The sequence below is a fragment of the Pedobacter sp. genome (assembly GCF_039594775.1).
Lineage (GTDB): Bacteria > Bacteroidota > Bacteroidia > Sphingobacteriales > Sphingobacteriaceae > Pedobacter.
On sequence record NZ_JBCNMT010000007.1, the window covers coordinates 1 to 22142 of the forward strand.

Consider the following 22142-nt stretch of genomic DNA (forward strand, 5'->3'; position numbering starts at 1 on the left):
TTTTCTGCTTCATTGAGGTTTGTTTATTTGTTTTGTGTTTTGTTTTGTTTGTTTTTTGATTTTGTATGATATTTTATTGCTTTTTTGTTGTTTTATTTAAATAAAAATTAAAAATTTATTAAAAAAATGTAAAAATTGTGATGAAAATTGGAATCTTATTTATAATTTAGGTTTGAAATCAAACACTAAAATTTAAATTATGAGTAAAGTTTTATTTAAACAGTGGGCACCCTTCGCAATTTTAATGTTAGTTGCAGTTGCCGCATTATTTATTAAGCCATTAACAAACTTTGATGACGGCAAGTACAGTGCGCCAGACATTGCTTTTGTTTTGATCGCCTCGGCATTGGTATTTTTAATGACCCCAGGTTTGGCATTTTTCTATGGCGGAATGGTACATCGCAAAAATGTATTATCAACCATGATCAAAAGTGTGGTGGCCGCAGGCATCATTTCCGTACTTTGGGTAATCGTAGGCTTTAGCTTAGCTTTTGGTGATTCCATTGGTGGTTTAATTGGTAACCCTAAAACCTTTTTCTTTTTCCAGGGTGTAAACTCGGGTCCAGCTTGGGGCACTATTCCATTGTCGCTATTTGCTATTTTCCAGTGTATGTTTGCCATTATTACCCCTGGATTGGTAGTAGGAGCAGTAGCAGAGCGTATCCGCTTTACCTCTTATATCTTATTTATTGTATTGTTCGCCATTTTCGTTTACTCGCCATTGGCACACTGGACTTGGCATTCAGATGGCATCCTATTTAAAATGGGCGTACTTGACTTTGCAGGCGGTACTGTGGTGCACATCTCTGCAGGTATGGCTGCTTTGGCAGGTGCTTTGGTATTAAAGCGCAGAAGATCACATTTGGAGCACAAAGAAGTACCGCCGGCAAATATTCCTTATGTGCTAATTGGTACTGGCTTGCTTTGGTTCGGTTGGTTCGGTTTCAATGCAGGTTCGGCCTTAGGCGCTAATGCGTTGGCAGTATCCGCTTTTGTAACGACTAATGTTGCTGCCGGATCCGCAGGTTTATCTTGGATGTTCTTTGATGCTGCTAGAGGTAAAAAGCCGTCAGTATTGGGCTTTTGTATTGGTGCCGTAGTTGGTTTAGTGGCCATTACTCCGGGCGCCGGTTTTGTGAGTATTCCATCTAGTATATTCATCGGTGTATTTGCCGCTATCGTGTCTAACTTAGTAGTTTCTTGGAAACAAAAAACAGCATTAGATGATACTTTGGATGTATTCCCTTGCCATGGTGTTGGCGGTATTGTAGGGATGCTTTTAACAGGTGTATTTGCTACCAAAACGGTAAATGGTGCTGGTGTTGACGGCCTACTTTATGGTAATCCTGAATTTTTCTTTATCCAATTAAAAGGAATGATTTTGGTAGTAGTATTTAGCTTTGTGGTATCTTTTGCCATCTTTAAGGTAATCAACTTAATTCTTCCAATCCGCGTAAGTGCCGACGAAGAAGAAGAAGGGTTGGATGCTTCTCAGCACAATGAGAAATACACTCAAGGTACCCTAATCGTATCTGGACAGGAAATCCCGAATAACTAAAACTAATTTTCCCCCGCTTAGGCTAAGTTAAAAATCATGATGTTAAATTGTTTTTGATATATAATTTCTGTCTCCCCGGTCTGCGATAAACACAGGCTGGGGCGATTAGAGATGTCGGAAATGTTTGGATGAGCATTTCTTGAGCAGAACAATTTTTTGAATACGGCTCCATGTTTGGAGTCGGGTGAGATTGCTTTGATTAAATTTTGCGCTATGCTATATGATGATCTTCTACCTATAGAAGAGATAATCAATTATTTAATTTTTTAATCCTTTGAAAAGATGGAAACCGTCATGTTTTTTCAGACAGTGGAAAATCTGATAGTATCCTCGCTTTTCAAATAAAAATGATAAACAAGATGAAAAATAATATAGCCGCACTATCCTTTTTGTTATTAAGCACTGCAACCGCAGCCGTTGCACAAGAAAAAGCTTCTCCACTTGAAATATCAGGTTCGGTAGATACCTATTATAAATACGATTTCAATAAAACGGGCAATATTAAAACCTATTTCGCGGGCGAACAAAATTCTGTTTCCCTAGGAATGATTGATCTAGCCCTTAAAAAAACAACAGGTAAGGCCTCTTTTGTAGGGGAGCTTTCTTTTGGTCCTAGAGGTCAATATGAATCGATACCAGATGCTGCTGGTGGATATGCTCCAACAGCTAACGGCTTCAATATTCAAAATTTGTATGTAAACTATGCTTTCACCGATAAATTCAGTATGACTGCAGGTTACATGGGTACATTTGTTGGTTATGAAGTGATTTCGCCCGCCGCTAACTTTAACTATTCAACTTCTTATTTATTTGGTTCTGGTCCATTCCAAAATGCAGGGATTAAAGGAACTTATGCCTTTTCAGATAAAGTGAGCCTGATGGTAGGTTTATTTAACGAGTGGAACCAATATCGTGCTTCCCGCGGAGTATCTAGTTTAGGAGGTCAGTTAATGATTTCGCCAGTGAAAGGCTGGACAGCCTACATCAATGGTTTGCATGGCTTGGATGGTTACGGAAATTACAGCACCGTAATAGATTTGACCACTGCTTATCAAATTACCGATAAGGTGAAAATTGGTTTAAATGCTGCCGATTTAAGTGCCGGAGATGACAAGTTTGGCTACTCAGGTGTAGCGCTTTATCCGCAATATGCATTTACCCCATCAGTAGCTTTAGGTTTAAGGGCCGAATACTTTAATTATAAAGGAATTTCAGGTGGGCCAAGTGCAAGTGTAACTTCGTTCACCTTGTCGGGTAATATTAAATCTGGAGGCTTAACCTTTATTCCAGAAGTTCGTTTTGATAACGATAAGGATTTTAGCCAAAGCTTTGTTAAAAGCGATGGAACCACATTAAATAAATCTGCAGCGCAATTTTCTTTAGCAGCAGTCTACAGTTTTTAGCCTTTACGATAAGCTAATCACAACCGAAAGCGCCCCAATTTCGGGGCGCTTCATTTTTTAAAGTATATTTTATGAAAAAATTTCCGTTGTTAGTGTTGTTGCTAGGGTTTTCAGTACTGTTGCGTGCACAAGAAATAGTTCAATTGCCAAAGGACGAAACAGGTAAGTACACCTATTATGAGGTAGTAAACACCACGGTTTCGCAAGATACGCTTAGTGTCAGGTTACTAAGCTTTATTCAAAAGCAGAAGAAAGAATTAAGACCAGCAACTGTTGGCAATACTAAAGAGTTAGTAGCCAATGGTAAGCTGATCATCCGTAAAAGTATGGCTATGCTTTCACACCCTTCTGGTGAAATTGCTTATCGACTCTATTTTGAAGCAAATAATGGAAAGTATCGTTTTTGGTTAAGCAATTTTGAATTTTTTCCTTATCAAAAAGACAGATATGGCAACTTTGTCCCAAGTACAATGGTGGGTATTCCACTGGAAACAGAACCCAAAAAATGGAATGTAGATCAATGGGAAGATTATCGACTGCAAACTTCAAAATATGCTACCGAATTTGCGGCCCGCTTAAAAGATCATTTGCTTCATAAAACAGTGCAAGCGCCCCAGTCTGCTGAAAAGAAAGTAATTTCTAAAACATGGGAATAGGTACTAGGTGTTAGTGGCTAGTGACTAGTAGTTAGTGGCTAGGAATTAGTAAAAAATCGGCTGACCCAATCGTTAACCACTAACAATTAACCATTCATCATTGAAAAACTAACCACTAGCTACTAGTTCCTAACCCCTAGTACCTAAAAGCTAATGCACCATCTTATCCGCACAAGTCGAACTCGCAAAGGCTTCTGGTTTAGCTTTAAAAATAAAACCCATGCTTAAAATATAGCCCATAGCTTCATTTAGAGCTTTATTAGATTTGAACGATGGATTAGTGTTAATGTCCGCATGCACTTCTAAATCCACATCGTAAATGTCCAATAGATCACAGATGGAATAAGCTGTTTCAATAGATTTTTGTACTTCCAGCAACATTCTTTCCTTAATGCCCATTTTTTGGGTGGTTTTTTCTTGGGCGATATACATAAAGCCGCCGTGATGTTCCCTTAACAGTACAATTACCGTAGCGAAATCGGTGTAGCTACCCTTTACTTGGGAGTCGGTGCCGATGCAGACTTTTAATTTGAAGCCATTTTCGGTTTCTCGAAGAATTGCTTTTTCTACTTCTGCTAAGATTGACGAATGAATAACTTCGCCACTAAATTTCTTCCAGGTCATAAGTTATTGTAATAAGATAAAGCAACCTAAAATCAGGTTTCCTAAAATTAAGAGCTTATTGTTAAAGTTTCTTTAATTGTATGTTGTTTATTTGCTAACATTTTATTGTTTATCAACAAGTTATATTTGTTTTTGTGTTGCTGGTTGTGAGTTGTGAAGTTAATAGCCGCCTATAACAAGTCACTCGTAACATATAACTCCTCATTAAATCCCTACCTTTGCATCATGAATCTGCAAAAGCTACTCACCAATCTCAATATCGAAAAACTCAATCCATTGCAAGAAGAAGTAACGGCAAAAGCCAATACAGGTGATGATTTGGTAGTTTTGGCACCTACTGGTTCGGGAAAGACATTGGCTTTTCTTATCCCAGTACTTAAAAATTTGAGCCAAGGGCAAAAAGGTATTCAATGTTTGATCATGGTACCTTCAAGAGAGTTGGGCTTGCAAATAGAGCAGGTTTTTAAGCAAATGGCTACGGGCTTTAAAGTAATTTGTTGCTACGGTGGCCACTCGGTAAAAATAGAGCGCAATAACCTGATCGAAGCCCCAGCAGTATTAATTGGCACCCCAGGGCGTATAGCCTTTCACTTACGTGAAAGCAATTTCGACGAAAGTACCATTAGTACTTTGGTATTGGATGAATTTGATAAATCATTGGAATTTGGTTTCACCCAAGATATGTCTTTCATCATCGATTGTTTACGTGCGCTAAAACAACGTATCCTAACTTCTGCTACAAAAATGAACGAATTGCCTGAGTTTACAGGCATCAAGGAACACCAGACCATTAACTATTTGGGTCAGCAAGAAGTTGTGCCAGACTTAACCTTGAAAAGAATTGATACGCTTGCAGAGGACAAGCTTGAAACACTATTTAAGCTGATCTGTAAAATTGGTGACCAATCTATGCTCATTTTCTGTAATCACCGAGAAACAGTAGACAGAATCAGTGATTTGCTAATTGACGAAGATTTGGTACACGACATTTTCCATGGTGGAATGGAACAGGAGGATAGAGAGCGAGCACTGCTTAAATTCAGAAATGGCAGTGTGAAAATTTTAATCACTACCGACTTGGCCGCCCGTGGACTAGATATTCCAGAAGTAGAATATATTATCCATTACCAACTGCCCCTTACCAAAGAAGCTTTTGTACATCGTAATGGACGTACAGCCCGAATGAAGGCCAAAGGAACAGCTTATCTAATTTTTGCTAACGACGAAGAATTTCCCTATCTAGATAATGATATTGAAAAAGAAGAGCTCAAGGGAAATTATCCAATCCCACCAGATAGCCAATGGCAAACTATTTATTTTGCGGCAGGTAAAAAACAGAAAATCAATAAAATAGATATTGTGGGTTTTCTGATTAAAATAGGTGGACTAAGCAAAGAAGAGATAGGTCTAATAGAAGTGAAAGATTTGAGCACTTATGCAGCCGTAAAGCGTAACTTAGCGCAAAAATTAGTAAAGAAACTCTCTGCCGAAAAAATAAAAGGCAAGAAAATAAAAGTAGAAATAGCTAGATAGGAGTTAGGGACTAGTAGCTAGTGGTTAGGAAGGAAATAGGCTATTTTACTAATTACTAGGTCCTAGCCGCTGATTCCTAGTTCCTAGTAAACTAAAAAGATATATGAGCAACAACGAAGTAATGAAAAAATTAAGAGTGGCCCTATCACTCACTACCGATGATATTATTGCTATCTGTAAATTGGTGAACTTTACAGTTACAAAAAGCGAATTGGGTGATATCTTTAGAAAAGAAGATCATCCCAACTTTAAAAAATGTGGTGACCAGATTTTAAGAAACTTCCTAAACGGATTGGTAATTTATAAACGTGGTCCCAGAGAAGAAAAGAAATAGTTAATTGATATTTTGCCTAATGGCTTTTTTATTGATCAGGGTTTCAATTTTCTCCAAAAGCACATCCATTTTAAAAGGTTTAGGCATAAAATCATCAGGTGGAGTTGCTAAAAGATTGATTTCTTCTGCTTTATAAAGACCAGACATCATTAAAATAGGGATATGTTTGGTCTTTGGGTTAACCTTGATTTCATTGCATAAAGTGCGGCCATCTATCTTGCCTAGTACAATATCCAATATAATCAAGTCTGGATTAAACCCGTTAATCACATCGTGTAAACCCTCAGCATCACTAAGAGGTTCTACTTCATAACCCCCAATTTCCAAAACGAGCTCAATAGTATCTAGTACTTCTTCATCATCGTCAACTACAATAATTCTTTTCATAAACGCAAATATAACATTGTTGTACTATTTACATAACAACCAATAAACAATAGGGTTTTAGTTGAAATTAATATTTATTTGCCAAGTCTTTTGATTAGGGAAATAACGTCCTCTGTACTGTCACCAAATAAGCCTGTAGCCCATGCGGAGGGTATAGTTAAGCGGTCTAATACCAAAAACAGTCCAAAACCTTCATCCTGCGACCACCACTTACTGCCTCTTCTTACTCCAGCAATCGCATCTGTTACCGGAATATTTCCTCCTTTTGGATGAATTAGCCATAGATACATAGTATACTGCCCCAAGCCTTCCATGGTTAAAAAGAAGCGATCAATTTCTTTTAATGCTACAAATTTGTCTTTAAAAAAAGTTTGCTGTCTATTTTGCATGGTTTCTAAAGCCTTATTCACTAATGTCTGATCCAATTTTTCATCCTTCACAGATGAGTATAAAAATGAAACCTCCTGCTTGTATAGACTCGCGTAAGCCTCATTTTTACCAAAAAGATGTTGTACAATGTCATCAGAAAATGGCGCTTCAAAATGAGTAGTGTTTTCGTACGAACTTATTTTCTTTCCAAAATTTTCCATTTGTTGCGAATGCGAAAATTCATGAAGAAAAACACCTGTCACCAATTTTTCGGTACCTAGCTCTTTGCTTTTAATTTCTTTATGCTGCCAAAAGCTTAAAAGAGGCATTACAAAAAAGGCATTTCCGTTTACCTCACTTGCAAAAGATATCAACCCTACGGGTACTTTTGTTCTATCGGGTAGGGTAAGCGTGTCATGATGTAGGCTTTTTCTCCACGTTAACTTTAAGTTCATTAGGTTGTTGCCTTTAACAGCAAGCCCCTTCGGTATAGTGACCGCTGAAGTGGAATAAACATATTGATCATCAAAAAAGACAAACTCGACAGGTTTAACCTTATTGATTTTAAAAACTTCGCTACTAACGAGCTGCCAAGCAGCAAACCAACTTTTAGTACCTTGTAAAAAGGCCAAATCTCTTTTCGCTTCATCATTTTGAGCAGAAGCTGTTTGGGCCAAAAGCAGAAAAACAAAAAGGTATATCGTTCTTTTCATATGTCTAAATTAAAATGACCTGCCCATCAGGTTCTTTAATTGGACGTATTTAAAGCGAGTTGTTACAAGAATTTGATTTCAGTGGCTTAGAGAAGAACTAGTGATTTGCTTTATCTAAAGTTTTAGTTATAGCCACGATGCCTTCATAAGATCCTTTAAAAAAATCTCCTTTTTTAAAATAGGGAATGAAATAACTATCGATAATCTCTTTGGTTTGGTTATCAGATATTAGCTTTTCAATTCCTAAACCATTTTGTATTCTGATGACTCTGTATTCTTTTGAAATACCGATAAAAATACCATTGCTTTTATCCTTTTTGCCAACAGCCCAAGTGTTAGCCATATGAAGAGTAAGATCTTCAAAACGTTCTTTGTCTGTGGCAGTAACCGGAATAGTTACAAGAGAAATCTCGACACTTGTTTTTTGTTCATAGTTGGCAATTAAACTGTCCAGGGTCTTTTTTTGCACTTTGGTATAAAGATGGTCAAAGTCGTTTACCCATCCAGTAGGTTGAGGCAAATTGCTCCAGTAGTCACTACTTTTTGTTTGCCCACAAGCAGTTAAAAAACTAAAAAATATAAAAACGATAGCTAATTGTTTCATGATGAGGGTCGTTCTCTTTAGCTGGTTGTATAAATCTAAGATGAGTTAATAATGTTGACGGTCTAAAACTAATATAAGGATTGATTATTTACAACTAGTATAAGTATAAAAATGGCTACATCATGGCTAGGTTTAAACATGTAGCTAGATTTCTCGTTGCCCTTGAAATGACAGACAATTTAGCTCCACTAACTTAGGTTTATGGGCAGCGACCATTGAATTCTTCGTCATCTCGACGTTAGGAGAGATCTAACGATATGCTATTAGCGTTAATTGCCTATTTCTAACATCATACTAATTAAATTTACAACAAAATCTTATTTCGTAATTCGTTTGATCAATGTAGCCTTTGCTGTCCAAAGTTTGATATGCCCATTAATACTCGTGGTAATGATTTGGCTAGAATTACTATTCCAATCCAAACCCCACAATAAATCTTTAGATTTTCCAGTGAACAGCAGATCGCCGTTTTTATTCCAAATACGCAGTGCATCGCTACTGGTTGCTAAAAGCGTTCCTTCTTTATTCCATTGGATGTTTCGATATTCGGCCTTGCTACCACGTAAAACTTTGATCAGCGTGCCATCTGGGTTCCAAAACTGAACAATAGATGGAATGCCTTCCTTATCCTGGCCGTAATCACCTAAGGCCAAAAAATCTCCAGAAGGATGCCAACGAACCGCCAGTATTCCGGTATTTTCTTTTCTGTGCTTAATAATTTTTAACGTTGCCCCGGATGTATCTATGATCCGTAAATCATCGCCACCAGCAGCAATCAAATTTTTATGTGGATGCCAGTCCAAAGAAAAGTAGCTATTATCATCACTTTCCTTTTTGATAGTTCTCAATAGCTTAGCGTTAGCATTCCATATTTTTACCAGGCCATCATTATCTGCAGTAGCAAGCAACTCTCCATTAAAATTCCATCCAATTCCTCTGGCACCACTAGTAATGCCATTAAGTTTAGCCATTTTTTTAGTAGCGATATCCAAAATACTGACGTTATCATCACTGGTGGCTATGGCCAAGATATTTCTTGTAGGATGCCAACTCACTTGTCTAATCATGCTATGGAGAGGAAAACTCATGATAGTCTTAAGAAACTTGGAATCATAAATCCGCAATACACGATCATCGCCACCCACCGCTATCAATTTATTGTCCTTACTCCAAGCGGTAGTCCACAGCAATGTTTGTTTTTTTGGGGTAGTACCTTTTTGCGCTTGAGCAATATGTCCGCAACATAGTATGCAAAAAATAAGGATTCTTAAAATGTAAGTGGAACATTTCATTTGCTATGGTTTATTTTCAACTTCGCCTCCATTTTTCGCACATTCGTTCAAAAAACTAGTGGGAGAGAGGAATGAGTGGAGATTAATGTCTGTATATCAAGCAAGTTAGCATTTTTTTTGCGATAGCAAATAGCCATAAAAACAAAAAAAGGCCACCCAATGGGCGGCCTTTTATAAGTAACTAGCTCAAATTAAAAGTGGAACTGTACACCCAATTTAGGGGCAAAAGTATTTCCGTCTAAACCAAAGCTGTTGGTTTTAACCTTAGTACCGGTAGCTTCTGATTTAACAGACAAATTATTATAACCTAAACCATTTACCGAAAATTCAATTCCAATTTTCTTAGTAGGGAAGAAAGCAAAACCTGGGGCCAAGTTTACACCAATAGCAGTAGTGGTAGCTTCTTTAGCACCAGTATCACCATTAGCATTTACATCTTTTTGGGTACCAAAAGCCATAGGAACTGATAGATGTCCAAAAAATTTGAATTGGTCAGTTAAGTTTACATAGTAACGGCCAAAAGGAGCCACTACAAAAGCTTCACGTTGGTTGGTTCTGCTTACAGATTTATCATACTCATATCCAACACCAGTACCTACTGCAAAGTTGTTGCCTACAAAATATCCAATACTTGGAACTACGCTAAAGTTAATATCAGCTTTAGCTGCACCATCAACTTTAGTACTGTTAAATCCTACGTTACCACCAAGAATGATTTTACCTTTTTCAGTTTGTGCTTTTGCACCAAATGTTAAAGCTGCTACAGCCAATAACGATAATAGAACTTTTTTCATTTTTATATGTGTTATGTTTACGATGATCTTATGACCATCTGACACACTCTTTTCAACTACCGTTCCTCTTTGAAAAAATGTCAGCTATGCCAAAATTACCCTATTTAATTAATCGATTGATTAATAATATTTTGGGTAGATATAGGGAAAATTCGATATTAGATTTTATTGACAAAAGTGCCCTTTACTGACAATTGAGTGATATTTTAAGTGATTTTAGATTTGTCGATTTGACATTTTTTGGCAGATAAGTGTCACAAAAAAAGACAGGCCAAGCCTGTCTTTTCTGATATATGATGGAGTTACGAATATTATTTGTCCTCGTTAAGGAATACAAATTTGTGGTCAAACATATCTAATTTGATTTTACTATCCTTGTCTACTTTGCCTGCCAATATCTCTTTAGATAACTCGTTCAGGATTCGTTTTTGAATCACACGTTTAAGTGGACGTGCACCAAACTGAGGGTCATAGCCTAGCTCGGCAAGCCAATCGAGGGCCTCAGTGCTAGCTTCCATGGTAATACCCATCTCGGCCAGAGTATCCTGTACCTGCTTAAATTGAAGGGTTACAATATCTCTGATCTCGTTTCTGTTCAATGGCGTAAACATGATCAGCTCATCAATCCTGTTTAAAAACTCGGGACGAATGGTTTGTTTCAATAGTTCAAACAGTTCACTTTTCGTTTTTGCAATCACACTATCCCTGTTTTCATCATCTAAGTTTTTAAAATTGTCTTGAATTAAATGAGAGCCTATATTAGAAGTCATGATAATGATAGTATTTTTAAAGTTCACCACGCGGCCCTTATTGTCGGTTAATCGACCATCATCCAACACCTGTAGCAGGATATTAAAAACATCTGGATGCGCTTTTTCAATTTCGTCCAACAACACTACCGAATAAGGTTTTCTACGTACGGCCTCTGTTAATTGCCCACCTTCATCATAACCTACATATCCCGGAGGCGCTCCGATCAATCGGCTTACCGCATGACGTTCCTGGTATTCGCTCATGTCTATTCTGGTCATGGCATTCTCATCGTTAAACAAGAACTCTGCTAATGCCTTGGCCAACTCGGTTTTACCCACACCCGTTGTACCTAAGAAAATGAAAGAACCAATAGGTTTGCGTTTATCCTGTAAACCCGCACGTGAACGTCGTATGGCATCAGAAATGGCTTCAATGGCTTCGTCCTGCCCAGCTACACGTTTATGAAGTTCTTCTTCCAAGTGCAGTAATTTTTCGCGTTCGCTCGATACCAGTTTAGTTACCGGAATGCCTGTCCAACGACCTACTACACCTGCAATATCATCTGCAGTCACTTCTTCTTTCAACATACGGCTCTGATCTTGGCGACTGGCTAAGTCTGCTTTCAACTTCTCTACCTTATCCTGTGCCTCCTTGATTTTGCCATAGCGTAATTCGGCCACTTTACCATAATCTCCAGCGCGTTCCGCTTGCTCTGCTTCTAATTTATATGCTTCAATCTGTTCAATTTCGGTATTAATCGCATCTACCAAATCTTTTTCACCTTGCCATTTCGCCTTAAACTCATCACGTTCTGCAGATAAATTGGCAATCTCTTCACTTAGTTCTTTAACCTTTTTATCATCTTTTTCACGTTTAATAGCTTCGCGTTCAATTTCTAAGCGCATAATTTCACGCTCTAAAGCATCAACATTTTCAGGTACACTGTCCATTTCCATACGGAGCTTTGACGCGGCCTCGTCCATTAAGTCGATAGCTTTATCTGGTAAAAAGCGATCTGAAATGTAACGTTGGCTCATTTCAACGGCAGCAATGATCGCTTCGTCTTTAATACGCACTTTATGATGCGTTTCGTAACGTTCTTTCAAACCACGTAAAATAGAAATGGCATCTTGCGTATCAGGCTCATCGACCATTACTTTTTGGAAACGGCGTTCCAAAGCCTTATCCTTTTCTAAATATTTTTGATATTCATCTAAAGTAGTTGCACCAATGGCTCTCAGTTCGCCACGAGCTAGGGCTGGTTTCAGGATGTTTGCGGCATCCATGGCACCTTCGCCACCACCAGCACCCACTAGGGTATGGATCTCGTCAATAAAAAGGATGATATCTCCATCGCTTTGGGTAACCTCTTTAACCACGGCTTTTAAACGCTCTTCAAACTCTCCTTTATATTTAGCACCTGCAATAAGAGCACCCATATCTAAAGAATAAACCACTTTAGATTTTAAGTTTTCCGGGACGTCGCCTTTAATGATCCTAAAGGCAATACCTTCGGCAATAGCTGTTTTACCTACACCAGGCTCGCCTATTAAAATTGGATTGTTTTTGGTCCTGCGGGAAAGGATTTGGATCACACGTCTGATTTCTTCGTCACGACCAATAACCGGGTCTAGTTTACCACTTTCTGCATATTCATTTAGGTTACGGGCGTATTTATTTAGCGCCTGATAAGTTGCTTCAGCATTTTGATCGGTTACTCTATTATCGCCACGTAGTTCGGTAATTGCTTTTTTAAGGTCTTTTTCGTTTACGCCTTGGTCTTTTAGCAACTTAGAGGTCGCATCGTTTGCAGTTAAAATTCCTAAAAGTATATGCTCTACAGATACAAACTCATCCTTAAATTCTTTTAAAAAGCTTTGTGCTTTTTGCAAAGCAGAATTTGCACTAGATGATAAATAGATATTGCTACCGCTAACTTTAGGGAATTTAGCTATATCATCATCAAGTTTTTGGTTAAGTGTATTAAGATTTACGTTTAATTTTTTTAAAACGTAGGAAATTACATTTTCGTCAACCGTTAACAAGCCTTTAAGTAAATGTGCTGTTTCTATTGCCTGTTGCTGGTTGCCTTGTGCAATTTCAGAGGCTTTTTGTACAGCCTCTTGGGCTTTGATTGTAAAATTATTAAAATTCATAATGTTGTCTTTCCTTTTATTTAATCGCTAAGAAGTAAAGAACGCTCGGTATTTTGCTCTTTTATCTTTTTGGTTAATAGCCTAAGGTCAAAACAAATGCCATTGAATAAATGATTTTAAAATCGGAAGTTTTGTCGTGTTGAATTTGGTTTTTAAGACTAATTGTCTATAATTAAGAGGGTTATGCTGAAAAATTGTCGCGTTTGTTTCTAAATATATACAAGCCCAACAGACAGCCCACTATAATTTGAATTACTGAAACCACAAATATTATCAGATAGGTGTATCCATCGTAAACAATGAAATTTTTGTATTTTGTATAGATTACTAAAATATTCAAAAATTCGTCTATTAATGTTATAGCAGCTAAAATAATTAGTGTTTTTGCGAAAAGCTCTTTGAATATGCTTATATGCGGATGAAATAATTTTGCAAAAAGATAGCTTATACCTGCGAAAAACAGAGGGAAAAGCACGTAAGAATTAACTTTCCATACTGCTTGTGCAATTTCTTCAAGTGAATTTTTGTAGAGTACATCGTTAGCTGCACCTACAACAACGCCCAGCAGGCGTATAACTACTAAACATGCCAAGCCGAAAAAGATTTTTTTTGCAATTGTTGTCGAAGCGCTTTTCATTGCGAAGTAGCACTGCAGATAAAGCGGAATGGCGATTGGCAAAAACAATAACTTGTCTGCAGAGATACCAAATATTTCATCGGCGCTGCCAATGGTAAATACTGAAATGAGGTATATAGCGAACGCCAAGAGGGTTAATATAAATGAAATTATCCGCATTGCAGTATTCCTAAACCAAATAGTGAGGATAGAAAATACGAGGGCAAAGATTATTGAAAAGATAGCGAGCCCGATTATTACATATAAAAAACCCATAATTTCATTTTATAAATACGATGATAGTGAAATTTTAACTATTAGCTAGATGCGAATTTAAATTTTGATAAATAATTTCTGTTAAAATATCTGAAATGGAATGCGGTAATTCTACCTTTGCGTTTCATCAATTTCAATGACCACTTACATCAAAAATTACTTTAAGGTTTACCAAGGCTTGTCTACCCCAGCATGGATGTTGGCTTTGGTAATGTTAGTGAATAGAAGTGGCGCCATGGTAGTGCCTTTTCTTGGGGTTTACATGGTAAAGCATTTAGGCTTTTCTTTAGAAAATGCCGGAATTTTATTGAGCTGTTTTGGTATTGGCTCTGTTGTGGGTTCTTCTTTAGGTGGTTGGTTGACTGATAAATTTGGTCATTTTAAAGTGCAACTGTTCAGTTTATCGGGTATAGTACCATTGTTTTTGCTGTTGCCTAGGTTAACTACAATGCCATCATTAGGTGCTGGAATATTGGCACTAAGTATGGTGAGTGATATTCTTCGTCCAGCTAATTCGGTTTCTTTGGCTTATTATTCAAAACCAGAAAATGTGGTGCGAAGTTTTACACTAAATAGGATGGCTTTAAACTTAGGTTTTTCCATCGGACCTGCGCTGGGAGGTTTTTTAGCTGCTATTTCTTACGACTTTTTGTTTTATGGTAATGCCGTTGCAGCTACTTTAGCAGCTATTATTTTCTTCGTTTATTTTAGGAATAAGAAAGGCAATGTGAAGGAGAAGGAAGATGCAGAAGAAATTGTTGTACCCTATCAATCTCCATATAAAGACGTTCCTTTTTTAGTTTTTACACTACTGAGTATCTTATATGCGATTTGCTTTTTCCAATTGTTGAGTTCATTACCGCTATATTATAGGCAAGTTTATCATCTGTCTGAAAAAAGCATTGGTGTAATTTTGGCTTACAGTGGTGTAGTGGTTTTTAGCTTAGAAATGCTGATTGTTCATTTTGCAGAGCGAAGAAGTACGGCCGCAAATGCCATTATTGCTGGTGCGCTATTCTGCGGATTGGCTTTTGCATCTCTGTTAATTACGCAAGGTTTGTGGTTGTTGTATGTGTCGATGTTTTTTCTTTGCGTATCTGAAATGTTAGCTATGCCCTTTATGGCTACGGTAACGTTACAGCGTTCTAACATTAAAAATAGGGGAGCGTATATGGGCTTAAACTCGCTATCATTATCTGCAGGATTAATCTTTGCACCTTATTTAGGAACGCAGATTGCAGCAAAACATGGTTTTAATGTGCTGTGGGCTGGTACCGGGGTTTTAATGTTGCTTACTGGTATTGGTTTTTATGTGTTGATGAAGCGAATGAGGTTGAAGGGGGAGAATTAACCACTAAGGCATGAAGGACACAAAGGATTTTTCAGCATGGAGAGTTGCCTTTTTGATATTCATTGCCGTCGGTTTTAACCGACGGATAAGCATTTTGCAGGAAAGAATTTAACCCACAAGCACAGCATTTGTTAAATAAACCCGATAGGAGCGAGCAAGTAGGGGCAAACCTGTGTGTTTGCCCTGAAGTAAAGCAGATAGCGGGATTGAAAATCCGATGAAATGCTGTTATTGATTTTCAAAATATCTGAAAATAAAAAAAGGAAGTCTTTTGAACTTCCTTTATGTATTATCCTAAAATATCTTTTAGCTTTTTTGTCTGATAATCTGCCAGTTTTTGTAGAGGTCCAGAAGCCAACATCTTCATCATCATGTTCAAATCTGCAGAGATGATGTGTTTTGCAGAAGTAGTACCGTTTCCATTATCGGTTACCGTCCACTGTAACGATAGATCAAATGGTGGTTTTTCGGTAGGTATAGCTACCAACTTCTCGTTTTCTACCCTTTCAGAAATATGAATGGCCAATTTAGCCATATTCTGGATGGTGAAACTTGCCGTGTCGGCAGTAGAAGACCAGTTGTATATATTTTCTGGCATTAATTGCTGATGATTGTTCAAATCAGCAAGAAACTGATAAACCTGTGCTACAGGTAAATTAATTTCAGCGTTACTTTCAATGATTGTCATTTATATATAGGTTTTGTGTCCGACAAGTCTTAAGCGGTCTCGCTTTTTCCCCATTCCGCTGGGTTTTCACGCCATTTGTTCAAAAACTCAATTTCCGATTTTGGAATAAAACCATGTTCGGCAGCATAGTCAATCAGTGCTTTGTAGTTAGAAAGGGTAGAGTATCTACATTTCGCAGCTGCAAAGTTATCGTCGGCTTGTTGTAAACCATAGGTGAAAATGGCGACCAAACCTGCTACAGAAAGTCCTGCATTGCGTAAGGCCTCTACAGCCTGTAAGCTGCTTTTTCCAGTCGAAACTAAGTCTTCAATCACTACTACACGTTGTCCTTCTACAATTTCGCCCTCTATTAAACTACCGGTGCCATGTTCCTTAGCCTTTGATCTAACATAGATAAAAGGTAAACCTAGCTCTTGTGCAACCAAAACCCCTTGCGGAATACCTGCCGTAGCTACACCTGCAATCACATCAACAGCACCATACTCTTCTTGGATCAATTGAGCAAGTTTTTGGCGGATGTAAGTTCTTACCGCCGGATGAGATAAAGTTATGCGGTTATCACAGTAGATTGGCGATTTCCAGCCCGAAGCCCAAGTAAATGGATTAGTAGGTTGTAATTTAATTGCTTTAATTTGTAACAAAAATTCAGCTACCTTTAATTCAATATCACTTTTATTGTACATGGCGCAAAAATACAGAATTTATATTAACGACAACACTTTGTTTATAACTCATGAGCTTCCTGCCGAAATTGGTAAAATACAACAGATTGAAGCAGAGGGGTTTGATTTTAGGTCTTTCTACAAAAACCTTAAGAACAGTAAACAAAAACATTACCTTCTACTGACCAAGAGCCCCCAATCTGTATTTAAGAAAATCAAAAACGATTTAACAATCATAAAGGCGGCCGGAGGTTTGGTAACTAACGCCAAGGGCGAATTCCTATTCATATTTAGAAATAAAAAATGGGATTTACCTAAAGGGAAGGTAGAAAAGGGAGAGAAAATGAAAGTTGCTGCAGTGAGGGAGGTTGAAGAAGAATGTGGAGTTAAAATAGAGCAGAGAAATGAAAGAGTTTGTAAAACCTATCACGTTTACGAAATAGGTAACGACCTGATCTTAAAAAGAACCAATTGGTATCATATGACGGTAAAGGGAAGTCCAAAACTGATACCACAAGTAGAAGAAGGCATTACCGAAGCGGCTTGGATTGCTCCTTATGAAATCAAGGCCAAAATAAAAAACACCTATCCTTTAATTATAGATGTTTTAAAAAGCGAAAAATTGCTTTAAAGCTTATATAGATTGTTTCCCTCTTTAGGCTATTCCATCTATTGAGAATACGATTATTTGCAACTCTCTCCCTCTGGGAGAGATGCCCAAAGGGCAGAGAGGGTAAAACCTATTCTTCATCAAGGCTATCAATAATCTCTTTGATTTGTTTAATGTGTTTGCCGTAATAAAAGCGGGCCCAAAGCTCTGTAAGAACACCGATGATCAGGATAGTGATAAACGCGTTCAGTACAATATAGGTTAGCGACAGTTTTTCTAAAATTCTTGCCAGTAAATCATTTTTGGTTAAGAAAAGCGCAGTTGCACAGAAAGAAATCATGATGAAACCTATAATGTAAGTTAATGCTTTGTATAGCTCAACGTTAAGTTTCATTTCGTAGTAAAACCATAATAAGTTCTTTCTGCTGTCTATACTTAAATCATAAGAGTGCTTGTAGAAACGATAGAACTTATAGAAATAGTAGGTGCAAAAAGCCACTATAATACCATAAAATATAAAATAGGTAGATTTTAAAGGTGTTGAAAAAGAGAATATTGCGGGAATAAATACACCTAGTGCCAGTGAAAGCAGTTGTACTATAAATTCGTGTTTCATCTGTTTCCTTATTTTATCAATAGGCGTACGTGCTTCTTTAAGTTTAAGCATGCTTTCGGATATCTCTTGATGCTGAGTGTTATTGTTGTTCCACTCGTCTTTTAATTGTTCAAAATTCATAACCGTTCTTTTTAATAATCTGTTGTAATTTTTCTTTCGTTCTGTTTAGTTTTACTCGGGCATTCACTTCTGTAATACCTAAGTTTTGTGCAATTTCCCTATGCGACTGGTTTTCGAGAAATAGGAATATCAAAGCTTTTTCAATCTGATTAAGTTCCTGTACGGCTTTGTAGAGATAGGCCAGTTTCTCTTCCTTTTCGTGGCTGTCGCTAAAATCAGCTACTTCTAGATGTTCATTTAATGAAGCCTTATCTACTTTTCGGTTATCTTTTTTAAAGAATACAATGGCCGTATTTAAAGCTACTCGATACATCCAGGTAGAGAATTTACTGGTACCCTTAAAGGAAGGATAGGCTTTCCAAAGCTGCATGACAATTTCTTGAAACAGATCTTCCTGATCCAAAGGATTATCCATATACATTTTAGCAACTTTATGGATAATGCCTTTGTTCTCGTTGATTTGCTGCAGGAATATTTTCTGGGTATCGTGCATGGATTGGCGTTCTTTTAAGGGAGCAGATATTTAGTTAAATACTGGAGTTACTTTAAATCCTTTGGCTTGCAATAATTCCACTAATCCTTCTTTACCTTGTAAGTGGCCAGAGCCTACAGCAAAAAATGTTGGTTTTTCTTTAGCTATTGCTGGCATTCTATCAGCCCATAGATGATTGCGTATTGGCAGCAGGTTACGATAGGCTTCAGGGTCTGCAGTATAAAAAGTTTCCATCAATTCGTCTATTTTTTCCACGTCTTCAGTTAAGTAAGCTGCTTTGAGTTTGGCCATTAATTTTTTTAGCTCTTCGTCAGACCACATTTTCAAATATGGTACAAAATCCTTTGGTCTAAAAATCTTGTCTAAAAATGAATATTGCTCTTCTATACTTGACAAGCCTTTTATTTCTTTATCGGAAGCTTTGGCAGCTTTAATAACTTCACTTTCAATACTAGCGATTTTACAAGGCAGGGAGGACTGCAATAATGCATTTAAGATCACTAATGGTTTTAAATTTTCTACCTTCTTTAAATTTGTTTTAAGTTTTACTTGTAATAGAGAATCGACATAATGTGCATCTTCTTTACTTACCATGGTGCTTAATGGTTGGGCATTGGCGATGTATTTTTTCGTTTCCTCAGCCAGATTTGGGGCAGCTAAATTAATTTCTAAATAGCTTTGCTCAGTACTGTTCATCGCATCTTTTACTTTTTGAGGCATGTTATAGTCACCTTCACAAAGCGTGTGGTGAGTACCGAACAAGTAGGAAGGTTTTTGTAGACCATTGCCTTCAATTTTCCAAAGTAGGGAAGTGGTTTTTGCTTTTTGACTAAAGGCGCTGTTAATAGGTGCAACAGCTATGGCAGATAATACGGCTAACTTTACAGTTTTGGCTATTACGTTTTTTACTAATGATTTCATGGTGTTTAAGATTTTAATTTAAACCATTAGTAGGCGTTGTGGGAAAACGTTACAATAAAAAATATAAAAAAGATGAGATTTTTTTAAGTTGTTGATTTTTAATATTTTATTTTAATGACTATTCAGAACTTTCTTTGAGTTTGTTTTCCTAACGGTTTTAAGAAATAGAATATCTTTTTTAATTCTATTACCTATATTTTTGTCGTTTTTAATACTTTTATTGAAATCTAAATTAATAAATGAAAAATCATTTCCTAAAGTTGTTGCTTGGTTTAAGTTTGATGTTTTTATGCTTTGGTTGTAAAAAAGAGAAGGACAAGGAACAAGATCCAATAGACATTTTAACTTCTAAAACGTGGAAGTTTAGTCTTGTTGATAAAAATCCTTCTTCTGGGGGGACAGATGCTAACACTATTTCTTATGTTGTTGCCGAGTGCTTTCGAGATAATATATTTGAGTTTAAAAAAGATGGTACGCTTTTGTTACATACTGGAAAAATCAAATGTATAGATGGAGAGCAGGATATCAAACAATCAACTTATAGTTATAATAGAGACACCAAAGAAATATCAATAGACGGTGTTAAATCTATAGTACTGGAGCTCACCAAAACACAATTTAAATACAAGGCTCCGTTGCCTTTCAATACAGGTTATTCTTATGCTTTAGTTATTTTGGAATAACTTCTACAGAAATGCTAGCGCTTCTGTAGGAACAAACTGACTTACATCGCCATTGTTTCTTAGAATATCTCTGACGATAGTAGAGCTAATGGCCGAGTATTCTGGACGACTTAATAAAATAATGGTCTCTACTTCGGGCATCATACTTTTGTTGATTTGTGCAATGGCACGCTCATATTCAAAATCTGAGGCGGAACGGATACCCCTTACCATGTAGGTAGCGTTAATCTTCTTACAAAAATCAATCGTCAATCCTTGGTATAGTTGAACTTCAACATTACTGTCGTTAACGAAAATGCTTTTTACAATCTCTTCCCTTTTTTGGGCAGAAAGGAAGCTTTGCTTAGAACTATTCAAACCAATGCCAACCACAATTTTATCAAATAGGGGTAACGACCGTTTTAAAATATCAACGTGTGCAATGGTGATAGGGTCAAATGAGCCAGGAAATAGAGCAATTTTCATGTTCAAAGATAGTTGAAAAGGATAAAGGAACAAAGAATAAGGAATAAAGATAAATTGCAAGAAAACTAACGTTTTATATAAGTCTTTGCTCTTTTATCCTTGTTCTTTTATCTATTTAAAGAAGCTAAACGAAGAATAACCATATTTGCGGGTTTCCACATACCCTGGCTGTTGGTCTAGTTTTAGCATCGATGGATGTTCTACAACCAACACGCCATTTTCTTTCAATAACTGATGTTTCGCCACCAATTGAGGTAATAAAGGAATGTTGGGCAAATCATAAGGAGGGTCGGCAAAAATGATGTCGTACTTCTCAGAGGTCTGTTCCAAAAATTTAAAAGCATCTGCCTTTCTGATATCAATAGCTAATTGGTGCTTATCCTTCACGGTTTTAAGCCAAGCTATACAACCAGGATGTTTATCTACAGAGGTGATATTACCTGCCTCACGGGAAGCAAATTCGATGCTGATATTACCAGTGCCCGTAAAAAGGTCGAGTACTTTACATTCGTCGAAATCATAGCTGTTTAACAAGATATTGAACAATGCTTCTTTGGCCATATCAGTGGTTGGCCTTACCGGAAGTTTTGCAGGCGCATGAAATTGCAAACCCTTTAATTTACCACCAACTATACGCATTGTTGTAAAGAAAGTAAGCCAGTGTAATAATGTGAAGGCATATCATCTAGGATATTGGTGTCCAAATTGGCCTTTAGTATTAGCAAATCAACTTGGTTGAAATATTGACTAAGGAGTTTCCATTTGTCATCACCTTCATGGATAATACCACAAACTTTAATTTCGGTAGCTTCAGTACTGATGTTTAACTGGTTGATGATGAGCAATAGATAATAGGTAAGCTCTTCAAGGTCTTCAAACTGGTAGCTCTGCATGAAAGCTACTTTTTGATGTTTAAGGTAGATGAATTGGAACGAACCTACTGTAAAGTCAATCAGTATGGTGTCTTGCTGAAGATTGGTCGCTAATTCTACCAATCCAGCGTTATGGTACAATCTTGTGGCAGTTTGCCAACGTTCATTGATTGTTTTTTCGGCAAATAGGGGCAAAGAGAATACCGTGCGAATGGTTTGTTGTAAAGAAGGTTGTACGTATACCGTATTTGAATCTGTTTCCTCAAAGTATTTCGTATAAACGGCTACATTATGCTCATCAAACAGCTCTTGAGGTACAAAAACAATATTGTTGGTGTGTGTGGCAACAGTTACCTGCTTGTAAGCAAGTTGCAAATAGCTGTCACTTTTTAACCGTTCATTCAGTTTTTCGTATCCATTTTCGCATTCCTGCTCATCATAAACCGCATGAACAAAGTTTTTCTCGTTGTCAATAATGGCGTATGAGAAGGTGTCGGCACCTATTTTTACCAACAAGCTTAAATTGGTACTGTTTGCAGGTTCAAAGTTGGGGTCAATTAATAAAATGCTGTTATTGCTCATGTATCAACAAA

General features: G+C 37.1%; 24 protein-coding genes. 8 read left to right on the forward strand and 16 right to left on the reverse strand.

Features of this window, described 5'->3' with window-relative positions; translation table 11 throughout:
* Positions 1-199: 199 nt before the first annotated feature.
* The 3 genes from ABDV71_RS15580 to ABDV71_RS15590 all read left to right on the forward strand — a co-directional run bounded on the left by ABDV71_RS15580 (position 200) and on the right by ABDV71_RS15590 (position 3617).
* The gene (locus ABDV71_RS15580; protein WP_343534157.1) at positions 200-1558 is read left to right on the forward strand and encodes an ammonium transporter; all 1359 of its coding nucleotides are present in this window, start codon (positions 200-202) and stop codon (positions 1556-1558) included.
* A gap of 359 nt (positions 1559-1917) precedes the next feature.
* Positions 1918-2961: a porin gene (locus ABDV71_RS15585; RefSeq protein WP_343534159.1), complete on the forward strand. Its 1044-nt coding sequence runs from the start codon at positions 1918-1920 to the stop codon at positions 2959-2961.
* Between the two features lie 71 nt (positions 2962-3032).
* The gene (locus tag ABDV71_RS15590) at positions 3033-3617 is read left to right on the forward strand and encodes a DUF4468 domain-containing protein (RefSeq protein WP_343534161.1); all 585 of its coding nucleotides are present in this window, start codon (positions 3033-3035) and stop codon (positions 3615-3617) included.
* Positions 3618-3767: 150 nt separating this feature from the next.
* Here ABDV71_RS15590 and ABDV71_RS15595 read toward each other — a convergent pair whose 3' ends face one another.
* The gene (locus ABDV71_RS15595; protein WP_343534163.1) at positions 3768-4241 is read right to left on the reverse strand and encodes a ribonuclease H-like YkuK family protein; all 474 of its coding nucleotides are present in this window, start codon (positions 4239-4241) and stop codon (positions 3768-3770) included.
* Between the two features lie 225 nt (positions 4242-4466).
* On the opposite strand from ABDV71_RS15595, the gene ABDV71_RS15600 reads away from it, so the two are divergent.
* Both ABDV71_RS15600 and ABDV71_RS15605 read left to right on the forward strand, forming a co-directional pair.
* A complete protein-coding gene (locus ABDV71_RS15600) occupies positions 4467-5774 on the forward strand; it encodes a DEAD/DEAH box helicase (RefSeq protein WP_343534165.1) in 1308 nt (435 codons plus the stop codon).
* 103 nt (positions 5775-5877) lie between these two features.
* On the forward strand, positions 5878-6108 hold the full coding sequence (locus ABDV71_RS15605) for a DUF1456 family protein (RefSeq protein ID WP_343534167.1): 231 nt from the start codon (positions 5878-5880) through the stop codon (positions 6106-6108).
* Here the strand turns inward: ABDV71_RS15605 and ABDV71_RS15610 are convergent, their stop codons facing one another.
* The 7 genes from ABDV71_RS15610 to ABDV71_RS15640 all read right to left on the reverse strand — a co-directional run bounded on the left by ABDV71_RS15610 (position 6109) and on the right by ABDV71_RS15640 (position 14068).
* Positions 6109-6495, reverse strand: a complete 387-nt coding sequence (locus ABDV71_RS15610) for a response regulator (RefSeq protein WP_343534169.1) — start codon at positions 6493-6495, stop codon at positions 6109-6111. It lies immediately after the preceding gene.
* A gap of 74 nt (positions 6496-6569) precedes the next feature.
* Positions 6570-7577, reverse strand: a complete 1008-nt coding sequence (locus tag ABDV71_RS15615) for a hypothetical protein (protein ID WP_343534171.1) — start codon at positions 7575-7577, stop codon at positions 6570-6572.
* Between the two features lie 97 nt (positions 7578-7674).
* Positions 7675-8181: a TPM domain-containing protein gene (locus ABDV71_RS15620; protein WP_343534173.1), complete on the reverse strand. Its 507-nt coding sequence runs from the start codon at positions 8179-8181 to the stop codon at positions 7675-7677.
* A 317-nt stretch (positions 8182-8498) separates the two neighbouring features.
* Positions 8499-9473, reverse strand: a complete 975-nt coding sequence (locus ABDV71_RS15625) for a hypothetical protein (protein WP_343534175.1) — start codon at positions 9471-9473, stop codon at positions 8499-8501.
* 191 nt (positions 9474-9664) lie between these two features.
* Positions 9665-10267 carry an outer membrane beta-barrel protein gene (locus ABDV71_RS15630; protein ID WP_343534177.1) on the reverse strand — a complete coding sequence of 201 codons (603 nt, stop codon included), beginning with the start codon at positions 10265-10267 and terminating at the stop codon, positions 9665-9667.
* Positions 10268-10578: 311 nt separating this feature from the next.
* A complete protein-coding gene (gene clpB / locus ABDV71_RS15635; protein WP_343534179.1) occupies positions 10579-13176 on the reverse strand; it encodes an ATP-dependent chaperone ClpB in 2598 nt (865 codons plus the stop codon).
* A 181-nt stretch (positions 13177-13357) separates the two neighbouring features.
* Entirely contained in the window at positions 13358-14068 is a 711-nt protein-coding gene (locus ABDV71_RS15640; protein WP_343534181.1) for a hypothetical protein, read from the reverse strand.
* Between the two features lie 136 nt (positions 14069-14204).
* Between ABDV71_RS15640 and ABDV71_RS15645 the strand changes: the two genes are divergently transcribed.
* Positions 14205-15419, forward strand: a complete 1215-nt coding sequence (locus ABDV71_RS15645) for an MFS transporter (RefSeq protein ID WP_343534183.1) — start codon at positions 14205-14207, stop codon at positions 15417-15419.
* 289 nt (positions 15420-15708) lie between these two features.
* On the opposite strand, the gene ABDV71_RS15650 is transcribed toward ABDV71_RS15645, so the two are convergent.
* Together ABDV71_RS15650 and pyrE are read right to left on the reverse strand one after the other, a co-directional pair.
* Positions 15709-16107 (reverse strand): SRPBCC family protein, encoded by a 399-nt coding sequence (locus ABDV71_RS15650; RefSeq protein ID WP_343534185.1) that lies wholly within the window; start codon positions 16105-16107, stop codon positions 15709-15711.
* A gap of 29 nt (positions 16108-16136) precedes the next feature.
* Positions 16137-16790, reverse strand: a complete 654-nt coding sequence (gene pyrE / locus ABDV71_RS15655; protein ID WP_343534187.1) for an orotate phosphoribosyltransferase — start codon at positions 16788-16790, stop codon at positions 16137-16139.
* Between pyrE and ABDV71_RS15660 the strand changes: the two genes are divergently transcribed.
* The gene (locus ABDV71_RS15660; RefSeq protein ID WP_343534189.1) at positions 16789-17400 is read left to right on the forward strand and encodes an NUDIX domain-containing protein; all 612 of its coding nucleotides are present in this window, start codon (positions 16789-16791) and stop codon (positions 17398-17400) included. The two genes, pyrE and ABDV71_RS15660, sit on opposite strands and share 2 nt — an antisense overlap.
* A gap of 109 nt (positions 17401-17509) precedes the next feature.
* Here the strand turns inward: ABDV71_RS15660 and ABDV71_RS15665 are convergent, their stop codons facing one another.
* From ABDV71_RS15665 to ABDV71_RS15675, 3 genes are read right to left on the reverse strand one after another with little or no spacing between them, the layout of a single operon-like run.
* Positions 17510-18115 carry a hypothetical protein gene (locus ABDV71_RS15665; RefSeq protein WP_343534191.1) on the reverse strand — a complete coding sequence of 202 codons (606 nt, stop codon included), beginning with the start codon at positions 18113-18115 and terminating at the stop codon, positions 17510-17512.
* The gene (locus ABDV71_RS15670; protein WP_343534193.1) at positions 18105-18608 is read right to left on the reverse strand and encodes a sigma-70 family RNA polymerase sigma factor; all 504 of its coding nucleotides are present in this window, start codon (positions 18606-18608) and stop codon (positions 18105-18107) included. Before ABDV71_RS15670 ends, ABDV71_RS15665 begins: the two co-directional genes overlap by 11 nt.
* Before the next feature lie 30 nt (positions 18609-18638).
* Entirely contained in the window at positions 18639-19529 is an 891-nt protein-coding gene (locus ABDV71_RS15675; RefSeq protein ID WP_343534195.1) for a TraB/GumN family protein, read from the reverse strand.
* A gap of 239 nt (positions 19530-19768) precedes the next feature.
* Here ABDV71_RS15675 and ABDV71_RS15680 point away from each other — a divergent pair, with 239 nt between their 5' ends.
* Complete coding sequence (locus ABDV71_RS15680; protein ID WP_343534197.1) at positions 19769-20212, forward strand: hypothetical protein; 444 nt, start codon at positions 19769-19771, stop codon at positions 20210-20212.
* Positions 20213-20215: 3 nt separating this feature from the next.
* Here the strand turns inward: ABDV71_RS15680 and coaD are convergent, their stop codons facing one another.
* From coaD to ABDV71_RS15695, 3 genes are all read right to left on the reverse strand, one after another.
* Positions 20216-20677 (reverse strand): pantetheine-phosphate adenylyltransferase, encoded by a 462-nt coding sequence (gene coaD, locus ABDV71_RS15685; protein WP_343534199.1) that lies wholly within the window; start codon positions 20675-20677, stop codon positions 20216-20218.
* A gap of 111 nt (positions 20678-20788) precedes the next feature.
* Positions 20789-21316, reverse strand: coding sequence for an RsmD family RNA methyltransferase (locus ABDV71_RS15690; protein WP_343534201.1), 528 nt, complete (start codon positions 21314-21316; stop codon positions 20789-20791).
* The gene (locus tag ABDV71_RS15695; RefSeq protein WP_343534203.1) at positions 21307-22131 is read right to left on the reverse strand and encodes a DUF3822 family protein; all 825 of its coding nucleotides are present in this window, start codon (positions 22129-22131) and stop codon (positions 21307-21309) included. Before ABDV71_RS15695 ends, ABDV71_RS15690 begins: the two co-directional genes overlap by 10 nt.
* Positions 22132-22142: the final 11 nt, after the last annotated feature.

Bases quoted from the DNA above. Each gene is read 5' to 3' on its own strand.
- ABDV71_RS15580 (WP_343534157.1), top strand. From the start codon at position 200: ATGAGTAAAGTTTTATTTAAACAGTGGGCACCCTTCGCAATTTTAATG.
- ABDV71_RS15625 (WP_343534175.1), bottom strand. From the start codon at position 9,473: ATGAAATGTTCCACTTACATTTTAAGAATCCTTATTTTTTGCATACTA.
- ABDV71_RS15620 (WP_343534173.1), bottom strand. From the start codon at position 8,181: ATGAAACAATTAGCTATCGTTTTTATATTTTTTAGTTTTTTAACTGCT.
- ABDV71_RS15690 (WP_343534201.1), bottom strand. From the start codon at position 21,316: ATGCGTATAGTTGGTGGTAAATTAAAGGGTTTGCAATTTCATGCGCCT.
- ABDV71_RS15640 (WP_343534181.1), bottom strand. From the start codon at position 14,068: ATGGGTTTTTTATATGTAATAATCGGGCTCGCTATCTTTTCAATAATC.
- ABDV71_RS15660 (WP_343534189.1), top strand. From the start codon at position 16,789: ATGGCGCAAAAATACAGAATTTATATTAACGACAACACTTTGTTTATA.
- ABDV71_RS15665 (WP_343534191.1), bottom strand. From the start codon at position 18,115: ATGAATTTTGAACAATTAAAAGACGAGTGGAACAACAATAACACTCAG.
- ABDV71_RS15610 (WP_343534169.1), bottom strand. From the start codon at position 6,495: ATGAAAAGAATTATTGTAGTTGACGATGATGAAGAAGTACTAGATACT.
- ABDV71_RS15615 (WP_343534171.1), bottom strand. From the start codon at position 7,577: ATGAAAAGAACGATATACCTTTTTGTTTTTCTGCTTTTGGCCCAAACA.
- ABDV71_RS15600 (WP_343534165.1), top strand. From the start codon at position 4,467: ATGAATCTGCAAAAGCTACTCACCAATCTCAATATCGAAAAACTCAAT.
- ABDV71_RS15585 (WP_343534159.1), top strand. From the start codon at position 1,918: ATGAAAAATAATATAGCCGCACTATCCTTTTTGTTATTAAGCACTGCA.
- ABDV71_RS15605 (WP_343534167.1), top strand. From the start codon at position 5,878: ATGAGCAACAACGAAGTAATGAAAAAATTAAGAGTGGCCCTATCACTC.
- pyrE (WP_343534187.1), bottom strand. From the start codon at position 16,790: ATGTACAATAAAAGTGATATTGAATTAAAGGTAGCTGAATTTTTGTTA.
- ABDV71_RS15645 (WP_343534183.1), top strand. From the start codon at position 14,205: ATGACCACTTACATCAAAAATTACTTTAAGGTTTACCAAGGCTTGTCT.
- coaD (WP_343534199.1), bottom strand. From the start codon at position 20,677: ATGAAAATTGCTCTATTTCCTGGCTCATTTGACCCTATCACCATTGCA.
- ABDV71_RS15595 (WP_343534163.1), bottom strand. From the start codon at position 4,241: ATGACCTGGAAGAAATTTAGTGGCGAAGTTATTCATTCGTCAATCTTA.
- ABDV71_RS15675 (WP_343534195.1), bottom strand. From the start codon at position 19,529: ATGAAATCATTAGTAAAAAACGTAATAGCCAAAACTGTAAAGTTAGCC.
- ABDV71_RS15590 (WP_343534161.1), top strand. From the start codon at position 3,033: ATGAAAAAATTTCCGTTGTTAGTGTTGTTGCTAGGGTTTTCAGTACTG.
- ABDV71_RS15630 (WP_343534177.1), bottom strand. From the start codon at position 10,267: ATGAAAAAAGTTCTATTATCGTTATTGGCTGTAGCAGCTTTAACATTT.
- ABDV71_RS15670 (WP_343534193.1), bottom strand. From the start codon at position 18,608: ATGCACGATACCCAGAAAATATTCCTGCAGCAAATCAACGAGAACAAA.
- ABDV71_RS15650 (WP_343534185.1), bottom strand. From the start codon at position 16,107: ATGACAATCATTGAAAGTAACGCTGAAATTAATTTACCTGTAGCACAG.
- clpB (WP_343534179.1), bottom strand. From the start codon at position 13,176: ATGAATTTTAATAATTTTACAATCAAAGCCCAAGAGGCTGTACAAAAA.
- ABDV71_RS15695 (WP_343534203.1), bottom strand. From the start codon at position 22,131: ATGAGCAATAACAGCATTTTATTAATTGACCCCAACTTTGAACCTGCA.
- ABDV71_RS15680 (WP_343534197.1), top strand. From the start codon at position 19,769: ATGAAAAATCATTTCCTAAAGTTGTTGCTTGGTTTAAGTTTGATGTTT.